Genomic DNA, 14,092 nt, shown 5'->3' with positions numbered 1-14,092 from the left:
GGCGATTCCGGTCAGCGGAAGCGCAGAAAAACCGCCGGGCGCCTTCGCCTTCGCAGGCCCCGCATCAGCGCCCGGGAAACCCGCCGAGTGTTTCCTGCGGGCGCGTGTCGAACCGGAAGCCACACTGTGCCAAGGCAACCCGTTGCCGCTCTTCGCACCGAGCGCTCGTCGTCCCCGGTCACGCTGTCTCGGGTGTTGCGTCGGCGACAATGGGGCAGCATCGGACACTGATAGGCTGCCCTGCGGATTTGACTCGTGGAAACGGGGGCTGAATTGCGCTCTGGTGATGTGTTCGCCGGTTACGTCATCGAACGCGAGCTCGGACGCGGCGGCATGGGCTCGGTGTATCTGGCCAAGCATCCACGGCTGCCACGCATGACGGCGCTGAAGCTGCTGAATCAGGAAATGTTCGCCGACGACGAGATTCGCGCCCGCTTCATCCGCGAGGCGGATCTGGTCGCCCGGCTGGACCACCCGAATATCGTCACCGTGTACGACCGCGGTGACGAGGGCGAGCAGCTGTGGATCTCCATGCAGTACATCGACGGGATCAACGCCTCCTCGATCACCCCCGGCACGCTGCCGCCGCTGCGCGCGGCCCAGATCATCGGCGAGACCGCCAAGGCGCTCGACTACGCGCACGGCCTGGGTGTCCTGCACCGCGATGTGAAGCCGGCCAATATCCTGCTGGCCCGCTCGTCGTCCAAGACGGGCTCCGGCGAACGCGTCTACCTGACCGACTTCGGCATCGCCCGCCTGCGCGACGACACCGGCCACCTCACCCAGACCGGCACGGTCACCGCCACGCTCGCCTACGCCTCGCCCGAACAGTTGACCGGCGCGTCCCTCGACGGCCGCTCCGACCAGTACTCCCTGGCCTGCACGCTCTTCCAACTCCTCACCGGCACAGTCCCGTTCGAGGGCACCAGCCCCGCCGCGGTCATCCGCGGCCATCTCCAGCAGCCCCCGCCGCCGGCGAGCCCGCTCCGCCAGGCGCTGCCGCGCACCATCGACGCGGTCCTCACCAAGGCGCTCTCCAAGCGGCCGGCCGACCGGTATCGCTCCTGCGTCGAATTCGCCGCCGCCGCCGAACGCGCCCTCCAGGCGCCCCGCACCGCCGCGCCCCCGCGCCCGCCGACACCCGCGCGTCCGCAGCCCGTCGTCGCCCCGCGCCCGCCGACTCCCGTCCGGCCACAGCCGGTGATCCAGCAGCCGCCCAGTCCGACACCGTCGACGCCGCGCCCGCTCGTGGGCCCGGGCCCGTCCTACCCGAACCAGGCCCCGTCCTACCCCAGCCCGGGCCCCGCGTACCCGGTCCCGCCCACGTCGAACCCGTCCTTCCCCAACCAGCCGATTCCGAATCAGCAGGTATCGACCCCGGCGTACCCGAATCAGTCCGCGCCGCAAACCTTTTCGAATCCGGCGGTCGCCCCGTCCCCGTCGTGCAACCAACCGCAGGCCTACGCCCCCCGCACCAATCCACCCCCGACCTACGCTCCCCCGCAACGCAATTCGAACACGACGGCCTGGCTGATCGCCGCCATCGTGACGGTGCTGGTCATCGTCATCATCGTGATCGCGGTGATCATCAAGAGCAGTAAGTCCAAGGCCGACGCCCCGCAACACCCGGACACAGTCGTCACCCTCGCCTTCGCCGACGCCTTGACCCCCGACAACGTCCTGGGCGACAAGCCCTTCCACATCACCCTCTGAACCAGCCCTGGCGGTCAACCGAGTTCCACTACAGCCAAGCACCGCCCGCCCGACGGCGATGTGCCATCGGCCGAGCAACGACCACGCCGGTAGGCGTCGCAGCGGCCGGCTTCGATGACGCACGCCGGAAATTCTGTGGTCAGGTGGGCTATCACGCGGTCAGACTGCAGCGATGGCGACGACGGAAAGGGTTGGGCGGCCTCCGATCCGAGTCCAGGCGATCGGGTGGGCTCTGACCTCATGGGCACTGTTCGCGAGTTCCGGGCCGGTGGCCAAGGCGGTGATGGCGACGGGCTGGTCCCCGGCGGCGGTGACTTCGGTTCGGATCACGTTGGCCGCGATACTCCTCGTCCCGGTCGTTGCCGTATTGCGGCCGCGGGCGCTGCGGTTCCGCCGTGCCGACCTGTGGTTACTGCTCGGCTATGGGGCGCTCGGCGTCGCCGGGGTGCAACTGTTGTTCTTCGTTGCGGTGGCCCGGATCCCAGTCGCAGTAGCGATGGTGCTGGTCAATCTCGCGCCCGTACTGGTCGCGCTGTGGGTGCAGACGGCACGGCACACTCGGCTGCCCGCGCCGGTTTGGCTGGGCGTCGGATTGGCGCTGACCGGCTTGGCCCTGGTCGCACAGCTCTGGCAGAGCACCCACCTGACCATGCTCGGTATCGCCGCCGGTCTGGGCTCGGCGATCTGCTCGGCCGGATACTTCCTGCTCGGCGAGCACGGTGCCGGCAGGCACGACCCGGCCGGGCTGACTGCCCTCGGATTGACCATCGGCGCGGTAGTGGTGGCAATGTTCACTCCGCCGTGGACGCTACCCACCCACTTACTCACAGCCCCTGCTGTATTGGGCGGCCTGCAGGCTCCGGTGTGGCTGCTCGTGCTGACCCTGGCCGTCGCCGGCACCGTGCTGCCCTACCTGGCCGGACTCCGAGCCCTCCGCGACCTGCCCTCGGCTCCGGCCAGTGTGCTGGCCGTGGTGGAACCGCTGGTCGCCGCCGTCCTGGCCTGGCTGCTGCTCGGCCAATCGCTCGAACCGGCACAGATAGTCGGGGCGGTGATCATGCTGATCGGCGCCGTGCTCGCGCAGACGACCATGCCCGAAACCGCTCCCGCATTTCCTGATCGAATGCAGGACAATTGATCTCGCCGCCGCACCTGGCCACCGAGCACGAGCTCCACGCGTTCGCCACCCGCTGGATCTGCCCGATGATCCTGGCCTGACGCAACGGCAACCCACCGAGTGAATGCCGCGGTAAATAACGAATTCTCGTGATGTGGCGGGGTGGGCTTTATCGGAAATATTCATGTCATGAGCAGCACAGAGATTCGCAACTCCCGCCCGACCGTCCTCGTCACCGGAGCGACCGGCGCCGTCGGCCGCCACCTCGTGGCCACCCTCCTCGCTCGCGGCGTCACGGTCCGCGCGCTGACCCGTAAGCCCGAGGACGCGAACCTGCCCGAGGGGCTCGAGGTCGTCGCCGGTGATCTGGCTGAGGTGTCGACCCTCGGCTCGCAGGTGTTCGAAGGTGTTGATCGCGCCTTCGTGTTCCCGGCGCGGGGGGTCGACGTTTTCATGGACGCGGCTGTCGCCGCCGGCGTGCAACGCTTCACGGTCCTGTCCTCGCTGGCCGCGGCGATGGAATTCCCCCGTGACCACGGCTCGGCGAGCCAGCTGCACCACAGTGCCGTGGAAGCCGCCGTCACCGAGCGCACCGACGGGTGGGCGATCCTGCGCCCCGGCACCTTTGCCAACAACCTGCTCGAATGGCGGTGGCAGATCAGCTCGGGTGCGCCGATCCGGGCACCGTACCTGGCGTCCGCTCAGGCCCCGATCCACGAATTCGACGTCGCCGAGGCCGCGGCCGAGACGCTGCTGTCCGACGAGCACATCGGCCGGATCATCCCGATCACCGGCCCGCAGGCGCTCACCCGCACCGAGCAGGTCGCCACGCTCAGCGCCGTGCTCGGCCGGGAGATCTCGCTGATCGAGGTCACCGCCGACGAATTCCGCGCCGAGACAGCGCAATTCATTCCCGAGCCGATCATGAAGATGCTGCTCGACTACTGGAGCGACACCCTCACCACCCCCGACCGGGTACGTCCCGCCACCGAGGTGACCGGCAAGCCCGGACGCACCCTCGCCGAGTGGGCCGAAGACCACCGCGCCGACTTCGGCGCCTGACAACTCCACCGACCGTGTAGCCCGGCCATCCAGGCCGGGCTACACGCGGTTGATCATGGAAGTGCCACTGCGAAGTTGGGGTAGTTGCGGGCTGCGGCGCGGGCGGGGGCGAGGAGGTGCGCGGGGGCGTCCAGGGTCCAGATCACGAGACGGGCGGCCGTCGGATAGTTGTCGAACTGCTTCCGGATGTCGCCTTCTGTTGTGGCGGTGAGAGGTTCGCGGATGACCGGTGAGGTGTCGACGGGGTGGGTGGTGAGGGTGCCGGACAGGCGCAGTTCGAGGAAACCACGCGGGCCCGTCTCGGACTTGCGGGCGGGATGGGGGCTTCCCGCGTACGAGGCCGGGCCGAGATGGGTGCGCTGGTGGACGTGGCCCAGTGCCCAGTGGTCGTAGCCATGCGCGGCCAGAGTGGCGAGAGTGGTCGGGGCGCAGGCGCGTCGGCTGTGTCGACCGGTGAGGCTGGTATGGAGAAGGGCTATGTTGGTCGCGGCGGCGAGGGGCGTGGGGTAGCCGGCGGCGAGGTCGCGGAGGTCGTCGCGGGCGGCGATGGATTGGGCGTGCAGGGCGACGCCGAGGTCGGGCCAGTAGTGGGTGGCAGGGTAGTCGGCGGGGGCGAGCCAGGTCGTGGGTGGTAGCCGGAGCTGTTGCGGGAGCGGAGATTCGGCGTCGTGGTTGCCCCAGATGAGGGCCACGGGGATGCCCGCATCGTGCAGGTCGGCCAGCGCCTGTTCGGCGGTGGCGAGGGCGCGAGGGGTGGCCTCGTGCCGGTCGAAGAGGTCGCCGGCGAGGAGGACGCCGTCGTAGCGCTCGTCGCGAATCCGTTGCAGGAGAGCGGCGAACGCGGCGTAGGCGTCCTCGACCGGATCGATGGCGGGGCATCCGGGATAGTCCGGGACCGCCCGCAGGCGGGCACCCAGGTGGACGTCGGCGACGTGTGCCAGCCGGATCATCGGGTGGACCGGTCGGTGAGGCGGCGCCGCCACCACTCCAGGACCACCAGGACAACGGTCGAGCTGAGCACGCCGATCACCGTCATGGCCATGGCCTCGGCACGGTGGCCCTGATCGAATTGGCCGAGAATCCACGGTGACAGCAGCGGCAGCGAGGACGGCCGCACCATCGAGGACGCGACGACCTCGCGCACACCGAGCAGGAACGCCAGCAGCCAGCCCGCGACGATGCCGGGGACGAGCAGCGGAATCGTGATGCGGCGCAGGATCTGCCAGGTGTCCGCGCCCGCGGCGGCCGCGGCCTCCAGCAGGGTGTCGTCGATGGCGGCATAGGCGGTCTTCACCTGCTGCAACGCCATGGGCAGGGTGATGACCACATAGGCGAGCACCACCATCGCGCGCGTGTTGTACGGCGTGACCGGCAGCCAGGGTGCGTTCCAGAAGAAGATGAAGCCGATGACCAGCACGATGGTGGGCACGGTGTCGGGCGCGATACCGAGCAGGTCGACGCCCCGCCGGGCCGCGGATCGCGCCCGCGGCACGGCATCCCGGCCGCGCCGGACGATCACCAGGGCGCAGGCGACGGCCAGCACGGTCGTCACGGTGGCCGCGATGAAGGCCAGCACCACGCTGTTCTGCAGCGCCTCCAGCCCCCGGCCCGGCCGCAGTACCCGCGCGAAGTAATCGAGGGTGAGATTGTCCGGCGTCGGCGGCTTGGACCGCAGAATGGTCATGGCGCCCAGCAGGATCGCGATATACGGCACCACCACCGACACCAGCAGCACCAGGCCCGGCCACAGCAGCGCGGCCGCGGTCCAGCGACCGGTCCCGACGGTGGCGCGGCGCGCGGCGCGGCCGCCGAACCCGATATCGCGGCGGCTCACCCACTGCTGCAGCCCCCACACGGTCATGCCCATCGCCAGCAGCAGGCTCGACAATGCGGCGGCCCGTGGAAAATTCAGCGGGTCGATGGTGACGTTCCCGTAGATCTCCGACACCAGCACCGGGAAGCCGATCTGATTGCCGAGCGTGACCGGCGTGCCGAATTCGCCCGCGGCGCGGATGAACACGATCAGCGCGCCCAGCGCATAGGTGGGTGTCAGCAGCGGGGCCAGCACCAGCCGCAGCCGCTGTCCGGCGGATGCCCCTGCCACCGCGGCCATTTCATCCGCGCTGGCGGGGATGGTGTCGAGCCGGTTGCGCAGCAGCAGGTACAGGAAGGTGAAGATTTCGCACGCCATGATGGCCGCCATCCCGACCGGGGTTTCCACCACCGCGCGCAACCCCGCGCCGAACGGCCCGAACCACCGTTCGGCGAGACCGTTGACGCGGGTGAAGTCCAGCCACGCCATGGCCGCCACGTACGGCGGGGTGAGGAACGGGACCATGACGGCGATGTCGATCCACCGGTGCCGCCGCAGCGGCGTCCACGACATGAGGAAGGCGAGCGGCGCGGCCATCACGGTGGCGATGACCACGACCAGCACACCCAGCAGCACCGTATTGCCGACGATCCGCAGATTCGCCGATTCGGTGAGCTGCCCGAGCGCGGACGGCCGCCCGTCGTAGCCGGTCACCGCCCGGATGAGCACCGCCACCAGCGGCGCGGCCACACCGACCAGCAGCAGCGCCAGCAGGGCGTAGACCCCACCGCCGGTGCGCGGGCGGGTGGGCGCGCGACCGGGTGGGGCCTCGTCGAGGCGTGCGGTCACGCCGCGCCCAGATAGCGCTTGGTGAATTCGGCGAGTACGTCGCTGCCACTGCTCTTCACCTGGTCCCAGGTGAACGAAAGCTGCTTGACGTCCTCGTATTTGCGGGTGCCGTCGGCGACGGACACCTCGGGCCGCGCCGGAATCATCTTGTGCGCGGCCGAGATCTGCTGACCCTGCTGGGCGAACATGAAGTCCAGGAACGCCTTCGCCGCGGCCGGGTTCTTGGCGGTCTTCAGCACGAACACCGGGCGCGGGGTGATGGTGGAGCCCGAGGAGGGCGAGATCACCTGCAGCGGTTCGCCCTTGGCGATGGCGTCGTAGGCGGAGTAGTCGACACCGCCCAGGATCACGGCGTGCGATCCGGCGGTGACATCGTCGAGGGCCGGGCCGTTCGCCCCGTGCACCACCATGCCGTTGGCGAAGAGCTTGTCGAACAGCTCCCAGGTCTTGTCCTTGCCCCAGGCCGCGACCATGGCGGCGATCAGGTCACGGGCGGTGCCGGATTCGCGTGGGTCGGGCATGATCACCTTGCCCTTGTAGTCCGGCCCGGCCAGATCGGCCCAGTCCTGCGGGCGGGCGGTGGTGGCCTTGGTATTGACCACCAGCGTCAGCGCCGAACCGTCGCGGCCTACGAAGGCGTCGTCCTTGCCGGCCCAGCCGGCGCGGATCTGGTCGGATCCGGCCGGGCGGTAGGGCAGGGCGCGGCCGTCGGCGGCGTACTTCGCGGCCGGGGTCCAGGAGGCCAGGTAGGCGATATCGGCCTGCGGATTCGCCCATTCGGCATCGAGCTTCGCGGTGATCTTGCCGGTCTCACCGGCGAAGACGTTCACCTTCACGCCGGACGCCTTGGTGAACGCTGCGACCAGGTCGTCGGTGAGTTCCTGCGGGTTGGCCGAGTACAGGGTGAGTTCGCCCGACAGGCCCGCCGGGGCGGTCCAGGTGCTGGTGACCGCGGTCTTCGCGGTGTCGTCGGCGGCCGAACCGCAACCGGCGAGCACGAGCGCCGACGCGAGCGTGGCCGCGGCGAAAGCGCGACGGGACATCGACATTTCGAGTATTCCTTTCGAAAAAGCCTGGTGGAGAACGGTTTCAGGCGGCGGGGGTGACGACGTCGTCTGCTCGCACCGCCAGCCGCAGTTCGGTCCCGGCCGCGTGCGCGCGCCGGTCCGGAACCGTCCAGAGCCGATCGACACCGTCGACCGCGCAGCGCAACTGGTATGCGCCACCGGTGAAGACGGACGACCGGACCGTCCCCGACACGGTCACTTCGTCCGGCGCGGCGGGCGTGTCGCCGAGGACCCGCACGGCCTCGGCACGCACACCGCCACCGGACGGCAGCGGATTGAAGGTGCCGACGAACTCGGCCACGAACAGATCGGCGGGCCGGTGATACACCTCCTCCGGACTACCGTGCTGCAGCACGCGCCCGGCCCGCATCACCACGATGCGGTCGGACATGCTCAACGCCTCCGCCTGATCGTGGGTGACGAATACCGTGGTGAGACCCAATTCCGTGGTCAGCGAGCGAATCTCGGTGCGCAACTGCTCCCGCAGCGCCGCGTCCAGCGCCGATAGCGGCTCGTCCATCAGCAGCAGGCTCGGCCGCGCCACCAGCGCCCGGGCGATGGCGACGCGCTGCTGCTGCCCGCCGGACAACTGATGCGGCATCTTCTCCGCCGCCGCGGCCAGCTCGACCCGCGCCAGCGCCTCGGCCACCCGCTGCCCCGCCTCGGCGCGCGCGACGCCGGTAACCCGCAGCGGGAACCCGACATTCGCCGCGACAGTCAGATGCGGCCACAACGCCAGATCCTGGAACACCATCCCCAGACGCCTGCGCCGCGGCGGCACGAAATCTCCCCGTCCGACGTCGCAGACCACCTCGTCGCCGAGCCGAATCCGCCCCTGCTGCGGCCGATCCAACCCCGCCAGCAGCCGCAACAGCGTGGACTTCCCACACCCGGACGGCCCCAGCACCGACACGAACTCCCCGGGTTCGATCACCAGATCGGTGGGCAGCAAACCTGTCCCGTCCGAATAGGTACGGCTCAGTTCCTCCAGGACGACCCGCGTCCCGAGTCCCTCCCCGGCCACAGCAAACATGGCGGCTGACAGTAGGCAGCAAATCTGACTTCTGCGGGCGCGCGGGGTGAACGCTCGATGACAACTCGTCTCAGCCCGGCAGCGAGGCCGCGGCGGTGGAGACGAAATGGGCCCCTCGGGATCGAAATCCCGAGGGGTCCAGATCGGTCCGGAGTGCTTACAGGTCGGCGATGGCGGCCAGTGGGGGTGTGCGGGCGGCTCGCACGGCGGGCCAGAGGGCGGCGAGGACGCCGACCACGCCGGAGGCGAGGAGCATGAACACGATTTGGGCCCAGGGCACGGCGATGGTGGCAATGCCCAGGTCGGCAAGGGTTTTGAGGAAGCCTACCCCGAGCGCGAGGCCGAGGAAGACGCCTACCACCGCGCCGAAGATGGCGATGAGCATGGATTCGAGGTAGATGCTGCGGCGGACCTGGGCCCGCTGCATGCCCACCGCGCGGAGCATGCCGATTTCGCGGCGGCGCTCCACCACCGACAGGGCCAGCGTGTTGACGATGCCGAGGATGGCGATGACCACCGCCAGCGCCAGCAAGCCGTAGAGGATGGCCAGCAGGGTGTCGATCTGTTTGCCCTGGGCGCCCTTGAAGTCGTTGCGGTCCAGGACCTGGACGATGACGTACTGCTCGGTGGCCTTCTCCAGGTTCTTGCGCATGGCGGGGAGGTCGGCGCCGGGCTGGGCGGCGACCAGGACCAGGAAGCTGGACTGGTAGCTGACCGGGACCGTCTTCTGGTACAGGGCCATGGGGGTGACCATGTTCTGCAGCAGCTGGGTGTCCTTGTAGATGCCCGCGACGGTGACCTTGAACTTCTTGTAGTCCATGCTGGAGATCTCGACGCTCTCGCCGAGCTTCCAATCATGGTCGGAGGCATAGGTTTCCGACACCATGATGTCGTCGTCGCCGAGCTGGTCGGTGCCCTGCTCCACGGTGTAGTTGAGCACCTTGGCCATCGGCCCCTCGGGCGCGGTGCCGATCACCTGCTTGCCGTCGACCCGCAGGGCGACACCGTGGAAGGCCACCACGTCCTTGACCTGCGGCAGCTGCGCGACGGTGGCGGTGGCGGCCAGCGGGACGCCGATGATGCCGCCGGGCGGCCCGGCCAGGATGTAGTCGGCCTTCACGCCCTTGTCGACCAGGTCGCTCACGCTGGCCTTGGCCGAGGAGCCGAGCATGCCGATGGCGGACACCAGCATCAGGCCCAGGGTCAGCGCGAAAGCCGTCGCGGCGGTCCGGCGCGGATTGCGAATCGCGTTGTTGCGCGCCATCCTTCCGACCGGACCGAACGGCCGCACCAGCACACCCAACCCGGTCACCACCGGTCGCGACAACGCGGGGGAGGCGAACAGCACCGCGAAAATCAGTGCGGCAGCGCCGATTCCGACCACCGTCGCCGCACTGCCGCCGGTACCGCGCGCACCCAGCACCACCAGCACCGCGCCGGCCACCGCCAGCACCGCGCCGATAATGGTGCGCAGCCGCAACGATTCTCCGGCCGAGTTGGACTCCGAGCGCATCGCCTCCACCGGCGGCACCTTGGCCGCCCGCCGCGCCGGCGCGTACGCACTGAGCACCGTGACCACGGTGCCGACGCCGAGGGCAACGAACACGGTGCGCGACTCCAGCGACATGGTGCCGGTGGGCAGCCCCAGCTTGAAGGCATTCAGCAGCCCGGACAGGCCGAACGCCAGGCCGACGCCCGCCGCCAGACCCAGTGTGCTGCCGATCAATCCGACGATCAGCGACTCCCCCACCACCGACCGCGAGATCTGCCCGCGGCTCGCGCCGACGGCGCGCAGCAGCGCCAGCTCGCGCAGCCGCTGCGCCACCAGCATGGAGAAGGTGTTGTAGATGATGAACGTGCCCACCAGCAATGCGATGGACCCGAACGCCAGCAGGAAGTAGTTGATGAACTTCAGCGCATTACCGAGCTGCGCCTTGAAGTCGTCACGCACCTGCTGGGCGTCCTGCACCTTGTAGTCGGGCAGCGCCGCCTTGATCCGATCGCGCAGATCATCGGCCTTCAATCCGGGCTGGGCCGCGATGTCCACGTACGCCACGTGCAGGCCGTCGGTGAACAGCTGGCGAGCCTGCGCATCCTCGAACTGCAGCGCGACGAACCCGCCGGTATTGGAGGCGTCGATGTCGTAGATGCCGGAGACGGTGACGTCGATATTGCCCTTGGACGGCACCAGCACCGTGGTGTGGTCGCCGACCTTCAGCCCGGCCCGCTCCGCACCGCCCCTGTTGATGGCGACCTGACCCGGCTGGGCGGGCGGCACGCCGTCGATGAACTTGTCCGGCTCGGCCACCGACTGGCCCGGCGGCAGATACGACTGCCCGAAACTCGGTGCGCCACCGGTCTGTACGGCGTGCCCGTCCTTCAGCAGCACCACCGGGCCGTTGACGCTGGGCGCGACGGTCTTGACGCCGTCCAGGTGGGAGAGCTTGTCCACCACGTCGTTCGGCACACCGAGCGACTGCTGCTCCTTGGGCTGCACCCGCACGTCCACGCCCTTGGCCTGGGCGGCGAAGATGCTGTCGAAGGTGCTCGACAGCGTGTCGGTGAAGATGAAAGACCCTGAGATGAAGGCGGTTCCGAGCACCACGGACAGCACGGTCAGCACCAGGCGCACCTTGTGCGCGGCGAGATTGCGCAAGGCGACCTTGCGCATCGGGGAGGCAGCCATCAGCGCTCCGCCTCCTCGCGCTTCGTGTCCAGCGACTTCATCTTGTCGAGCACGGAATCGGCGGTGGGCTCCCGCAATTCGTCCACGATCTGGCCGTCGGCGAGGAAGACGACCCGGTCGGCGTAGGAGGCCGCGTGTGGTTCGTGGGTCACGATCACCACCGTCTGCCCGAACTCGTTGACCGCCGCCCGCAGGATGTTGAGCACCTCCCCGGAGGAGTGCGAGTCCAGATTGCCGGTCGGCTCGTCACCGAAGATGATGTCCGGCTTGCCGGCCAGCGCGCGAGCACAGGCCACGCGCTGCTGCTGACCGCCCGACAGCTCGGCGGGCCGGTGGGTGAGCCGATCGCCCAGGCCCAGCCGCTTGATCACCGTCGCCAGCCACTCCTCGTCGGTCTTGCGGTTCGCGATGTCCAGCGGCAGCGTGATGTTCTCCAGCGCGGTCAGCGTGGGGACCAGGTTGAACGCCTGGAAGACGAAGCCGATGCGGTCGCGGCGCAGCGTGGTCATCTGCTTGTCCGAGAGCTTGGTCAGATCGGTGTCACCGATGTGGACCGTGCCGGCGGTGGCGGCGTCGAGACCGGCCAGGCAGTGCATGAGGGTCGACTTGCCCGAGCCCGAGGGCCCCATGATGGCGGTGAACTCGCCCTTCGCGAACTCGGCCGTCACCCCGTCCAGTGCACGTACCTGTGTGTCGCCCGATCCGTAGATCTTCACAAGATCGGTCGCTCGGGCGGCGACCGCGGCCGTGCTCTGCGCGAGCGTGGCGGATTCCGAGACGTTCGAAGTCATGCTGTCCAGTGTGTCTAGGTTGTGAGATGGACGCCATCCGGGATGTCCCCGATGCCGATGTCCTCACAGACTCCACACGAACACCCGCGTCGAACAGCCCTCAATTGATGGGGGCGGACCGCCACCAATCCAGCAGCTGGTCGTCGGTGGCGAGGAAACCGGTGCTGTACATCAGGAAAGCGTGCTTGCCGTCCTGGGAGTGGAACTCCGTCACCAGGCGCGGACGCAGCAGGGCGCTGTCGCTGAGCTGGTAGTTCGTGTACAGGTTGCCGCGCACCTTGACGTCGGACCGGGAGAACCCGGACAGCGTGTTCAGGGCCTCCTCGGCGTCGGCGGCCGACCGGTACATGACGAAGCGGTAGCTCGGGTGGCCGACGCCGCCCGCACAGTTCCAGGTCACCGCCCAGTTGCCCAGGTCCGGATCGCCGGATCCGGTGTCGGGCGGGGGCGCGGAGTGCTGGTAGGTCGCGCAGGCCGCGCCCTGGTAGCCGGTGCCGGAGTTCGAGTCGGCGTTCGGGTCGGACTGCGGCAGCATCTGCGGGAAGCGCTGGCTGAGCACCTGCGCGTCGGTGCCGGAATGCTCCGGGATACCGGCGGCGGGATCGGTGGTCTCGGTCGGGGCCGGCTCGTCGTCGGTGGTCGGCGTGGGCGCCGCGGAGGTGGTCGCCGGGGTGTGCGAGGTCCCACTCCGATCCAGCGCGGCCAGACACCCGCCGACCGCCACCAGCGGCAGCACCACGACGGCCGCCGCACCCAGCAGGCAGCCCCGCAGCTTCGACCGCTTCTTCCGCGCCGGCGCCGGACGCGGCGCGGGCGGGGCGGGCGCCGGCGCCTGGGCGGTGTAGCGCATGGTCGCGGGCGGCTGCTGTCCGGGAACAGGATTCGGATCGACACCGTACGGGGTCGTCGGCGCGGGACCGAATTGCCCTGGCGCCGCCGGTGATCCGCCGGACTGCGCAGCGAACGGCGAGTGCGCCACCACGGTGGCCCCGGCCGGATTCTCCAGCGCCTGCTGGGCCGCCGCGGCGAACTCGCCGCACGAATCGAACCGTCCCTCAGGGTGTTTGGCGAGCGCGCGGGCCAGCACGGCGTCGAGCGCCTGCGGCAGTCCGGCCCGCAGCGCGCTGACCGGCGGCGGCGCCTGATTGAGGTGACCGTGGATGATGCCCACCGGATGCTCGGCGGCGAACGGCACATCCCCGGTCAGCAACCGGAACAGCGTGCAGGCCAGCGAATACTGATCCGAGCGCGGATCCAGCGGTTGACCCGAGAGCTGCTCCGGGGAGGCATAGGTCAGCGTCGCGGTGAACGAGCCGGTCTGGGTCAGCTTGGTGGCGTCATCGCGTAGGCGGGCAATGCCGAAGTCCGCCAGGAACACTCGCTCCTCGCCGTCCAGCCGTTCGAGCAGGATGTTGGCGGGCTTCACATCCCGGTGCAGCACGCCACGGCGATGCGCGAAATCCAGGGCACGCGCGGTCTCTGCGATGATCCGGATCGCCTGGCGCGGCGGCAGATTCGCGGCCTCCAGCTGCGACGCGTCGGGACCGTCGATGTAGCGCATGGCGATCCACGGCTGCGCGTCGTCGATGCCGCGGTCGTAGACCGGCACGATATTGGGGTGATCCAGCCGCGCGACGAGATCACCCTCCCGCTCGAACCGCCGCCGGATCTCGATATCGCCGAACACGTCCCGGCTCAGCAGCTTCAACGCGATCAACCGAGGAAGACGGGGGTGCCGGGCCAGATACACCGACCCCATGCCGCCACGGCCGAGTTCGCGTTCGATCTCGTAACCCGCGAACACTTCCCCAGCGCGCAGCACAAACTTCCCTTTCTGTATCTATTTGCCTCCGCTTCGCTCCGGCGGGTTCGCGGCCCTGGGGGTCTCGTTCGTCCCTCCTCCGCTCCTCCGCTTCGCTCCCCGTCTCGCTCCAAGGCGCTGGCCAATGGAGCCGCAGTCC

The 14,092-nt window shown here is 69.3% G+C and carries 10 protein-coding genes; 3 read left to right on the top strand and 7 right to left on the bottom strand.

Annotation, left to right across the window (positions count from 1 at the left end):
• The first annotated feature begins 255 nt into the window (after positions 1-255).
• From ACFXKA_RS13200 to ACFXKA_RS13190, 3 genes are all read left to right on the top strand, one after another.
• Positions 256-1,713 carry a protein kinase gene (locus ACFXKA_RS13200; RefSeq protein WP_379427373.1) on the top strand — a complete coding sequence of 486 codons (1,458 nt, stop codon included), beginning with the start codon at positions 256-258 and terminating at the stop codon, positions 1,711-1,713.
• A 172-nt stretch (positions 1,714-1,885) separates the two neighbouring features.
• Positions 1,886-2,851 (top strand): DMT family transporter, encoded by a 966-nt coding sequence (locus ACFXKA_RS13195; RefSeq protein WP_379427372.1) that lies wholly within the window; start codon positions 1,886-1,888, stop codon positions 2,849-2,851.
• Positions 2,852-3,019: 168 nt separating this feature from the next.
• Positions 3,020-3,892 (top strand): SDR family oxidoreductase, encoded by an 873-nt coding sequence (locus tag ACFXKA_RS13190; protein ID WP_379427371.1) that lies wholly within the window; start codon positions 3,020-3,022, stop codon positions 3,890-3,892.
• Between the two features lie 53 nt (positions 3,893-3,945).
• On the opposite strand, the gene ACFXKA_RS13185 is transcribed toward ACFXKA_RS13190, so the two are convergent.
• From ACFXKA_RS13185 to ACFXKA_RS13155, 7 genes are all read right to left on the bottom strand, one after another.
• Entirely contained in the window at positions 3,946-4,842 is an 897-nt protein-coding gene (locus ACFXKA_RS13185; RefSeq protein WP_379427370.1) for an exonuclease SbcCD subunit D, read from the bottom strand.
• A complete protein-coding gene (locus ACFXKA_RS13180) occupies positions 4,839-6,554 on the bottom strand; it encodes an ABC transporter permease (RefSeq protein ID WP_379427368.1) in 1,716 nt (571 codons plus the stop codon). The genes ACFXKA_RS13185 and ACFXKA_RS13180 overlap by 4 nt, the downstream gene beginning before the upstream one ends.
• Positions 6,551-7,603, bottom strand: coding sequence for an extracellular solute-binding protein (locus ACFXKA_RS13175; protein WP_379427367.1), 1,053 nt, complete (start codon positions 7,601-7,603; stop codon positions 6,551-6,553). The genes ACFXKA_RS13180 and ACFXKA_RS13175 overlap by 4 nt, the downstream gene beginning before the upstream one ends.
• A gap of 40 nt (positions 7,604-7,643) precedes the next feature.
• A complete protein-coding gene (locus ACFXKA_RS13170; RefSeq protein WP_379427366.1) occupies positions 7,644-8,654 on the bottom strand; it encodes an ABC transporter ATP-binding protein in 1,011 nt (336 codons plus the stop codon).
• A 157-nt stretch (positions 8,655-8,811) separates the two neighbouring features.
• The gene (locus ACFXKA_RS13165; protein ID WP_379427364.1) at positions 8,812-11,340 is read right to left on the bottom strand and encodes an ABC transporter permease; all 2,529 of its coding nucleotides are present in this window, start codon (positions 11,338-11,340) and stop codon (positions 8,812-8,814) included.
• Positions 11,340-12,131: an ABC transporter ATP-binding protein gene (locus tag ACFXKA_RS13160; RefSeq protein ID WP_354833844.1), complete on the bottom strand. Its 792-nt coding sequence runs from the start codon at positions 12,129-12,131 to the stop codon at positions 11,340-11,342. The genes ACFXKA_RS13165 and ACFXKA_RS13160 overlap by 1 nt, the downstream gene beginning before the upstream one ends.
• 100 nt (positions 12,132-12,231) lie before the next feature.
• Positions 12,232-13,953: a serine/threonine-protein kinase gene (locus ACFXKA_RS13155; RefSeq protein ID WP_379427362.1), complete on the bottom strand. Its 1,722-nt coding sequence runs from the start codon at positions 13,951-13,953 to the stop codon at positions 12,232-12,234.
• Positions 13,954-14,092 lie beyond the last annotated feature (139 nt).

The organism is Nocardia sp. NPDC059228 (genome assembly GCF_042754245.1).
GTDB lineage: Bacteria > Actinomycetota > Actinomycetes > Mycobacteriales > Mycobacteriaceae > Nocardia.
Note: the sequence above shows the minus strand (reverse complement) of the source record. Positions and strands in the feature narration are given on the sequence as shown.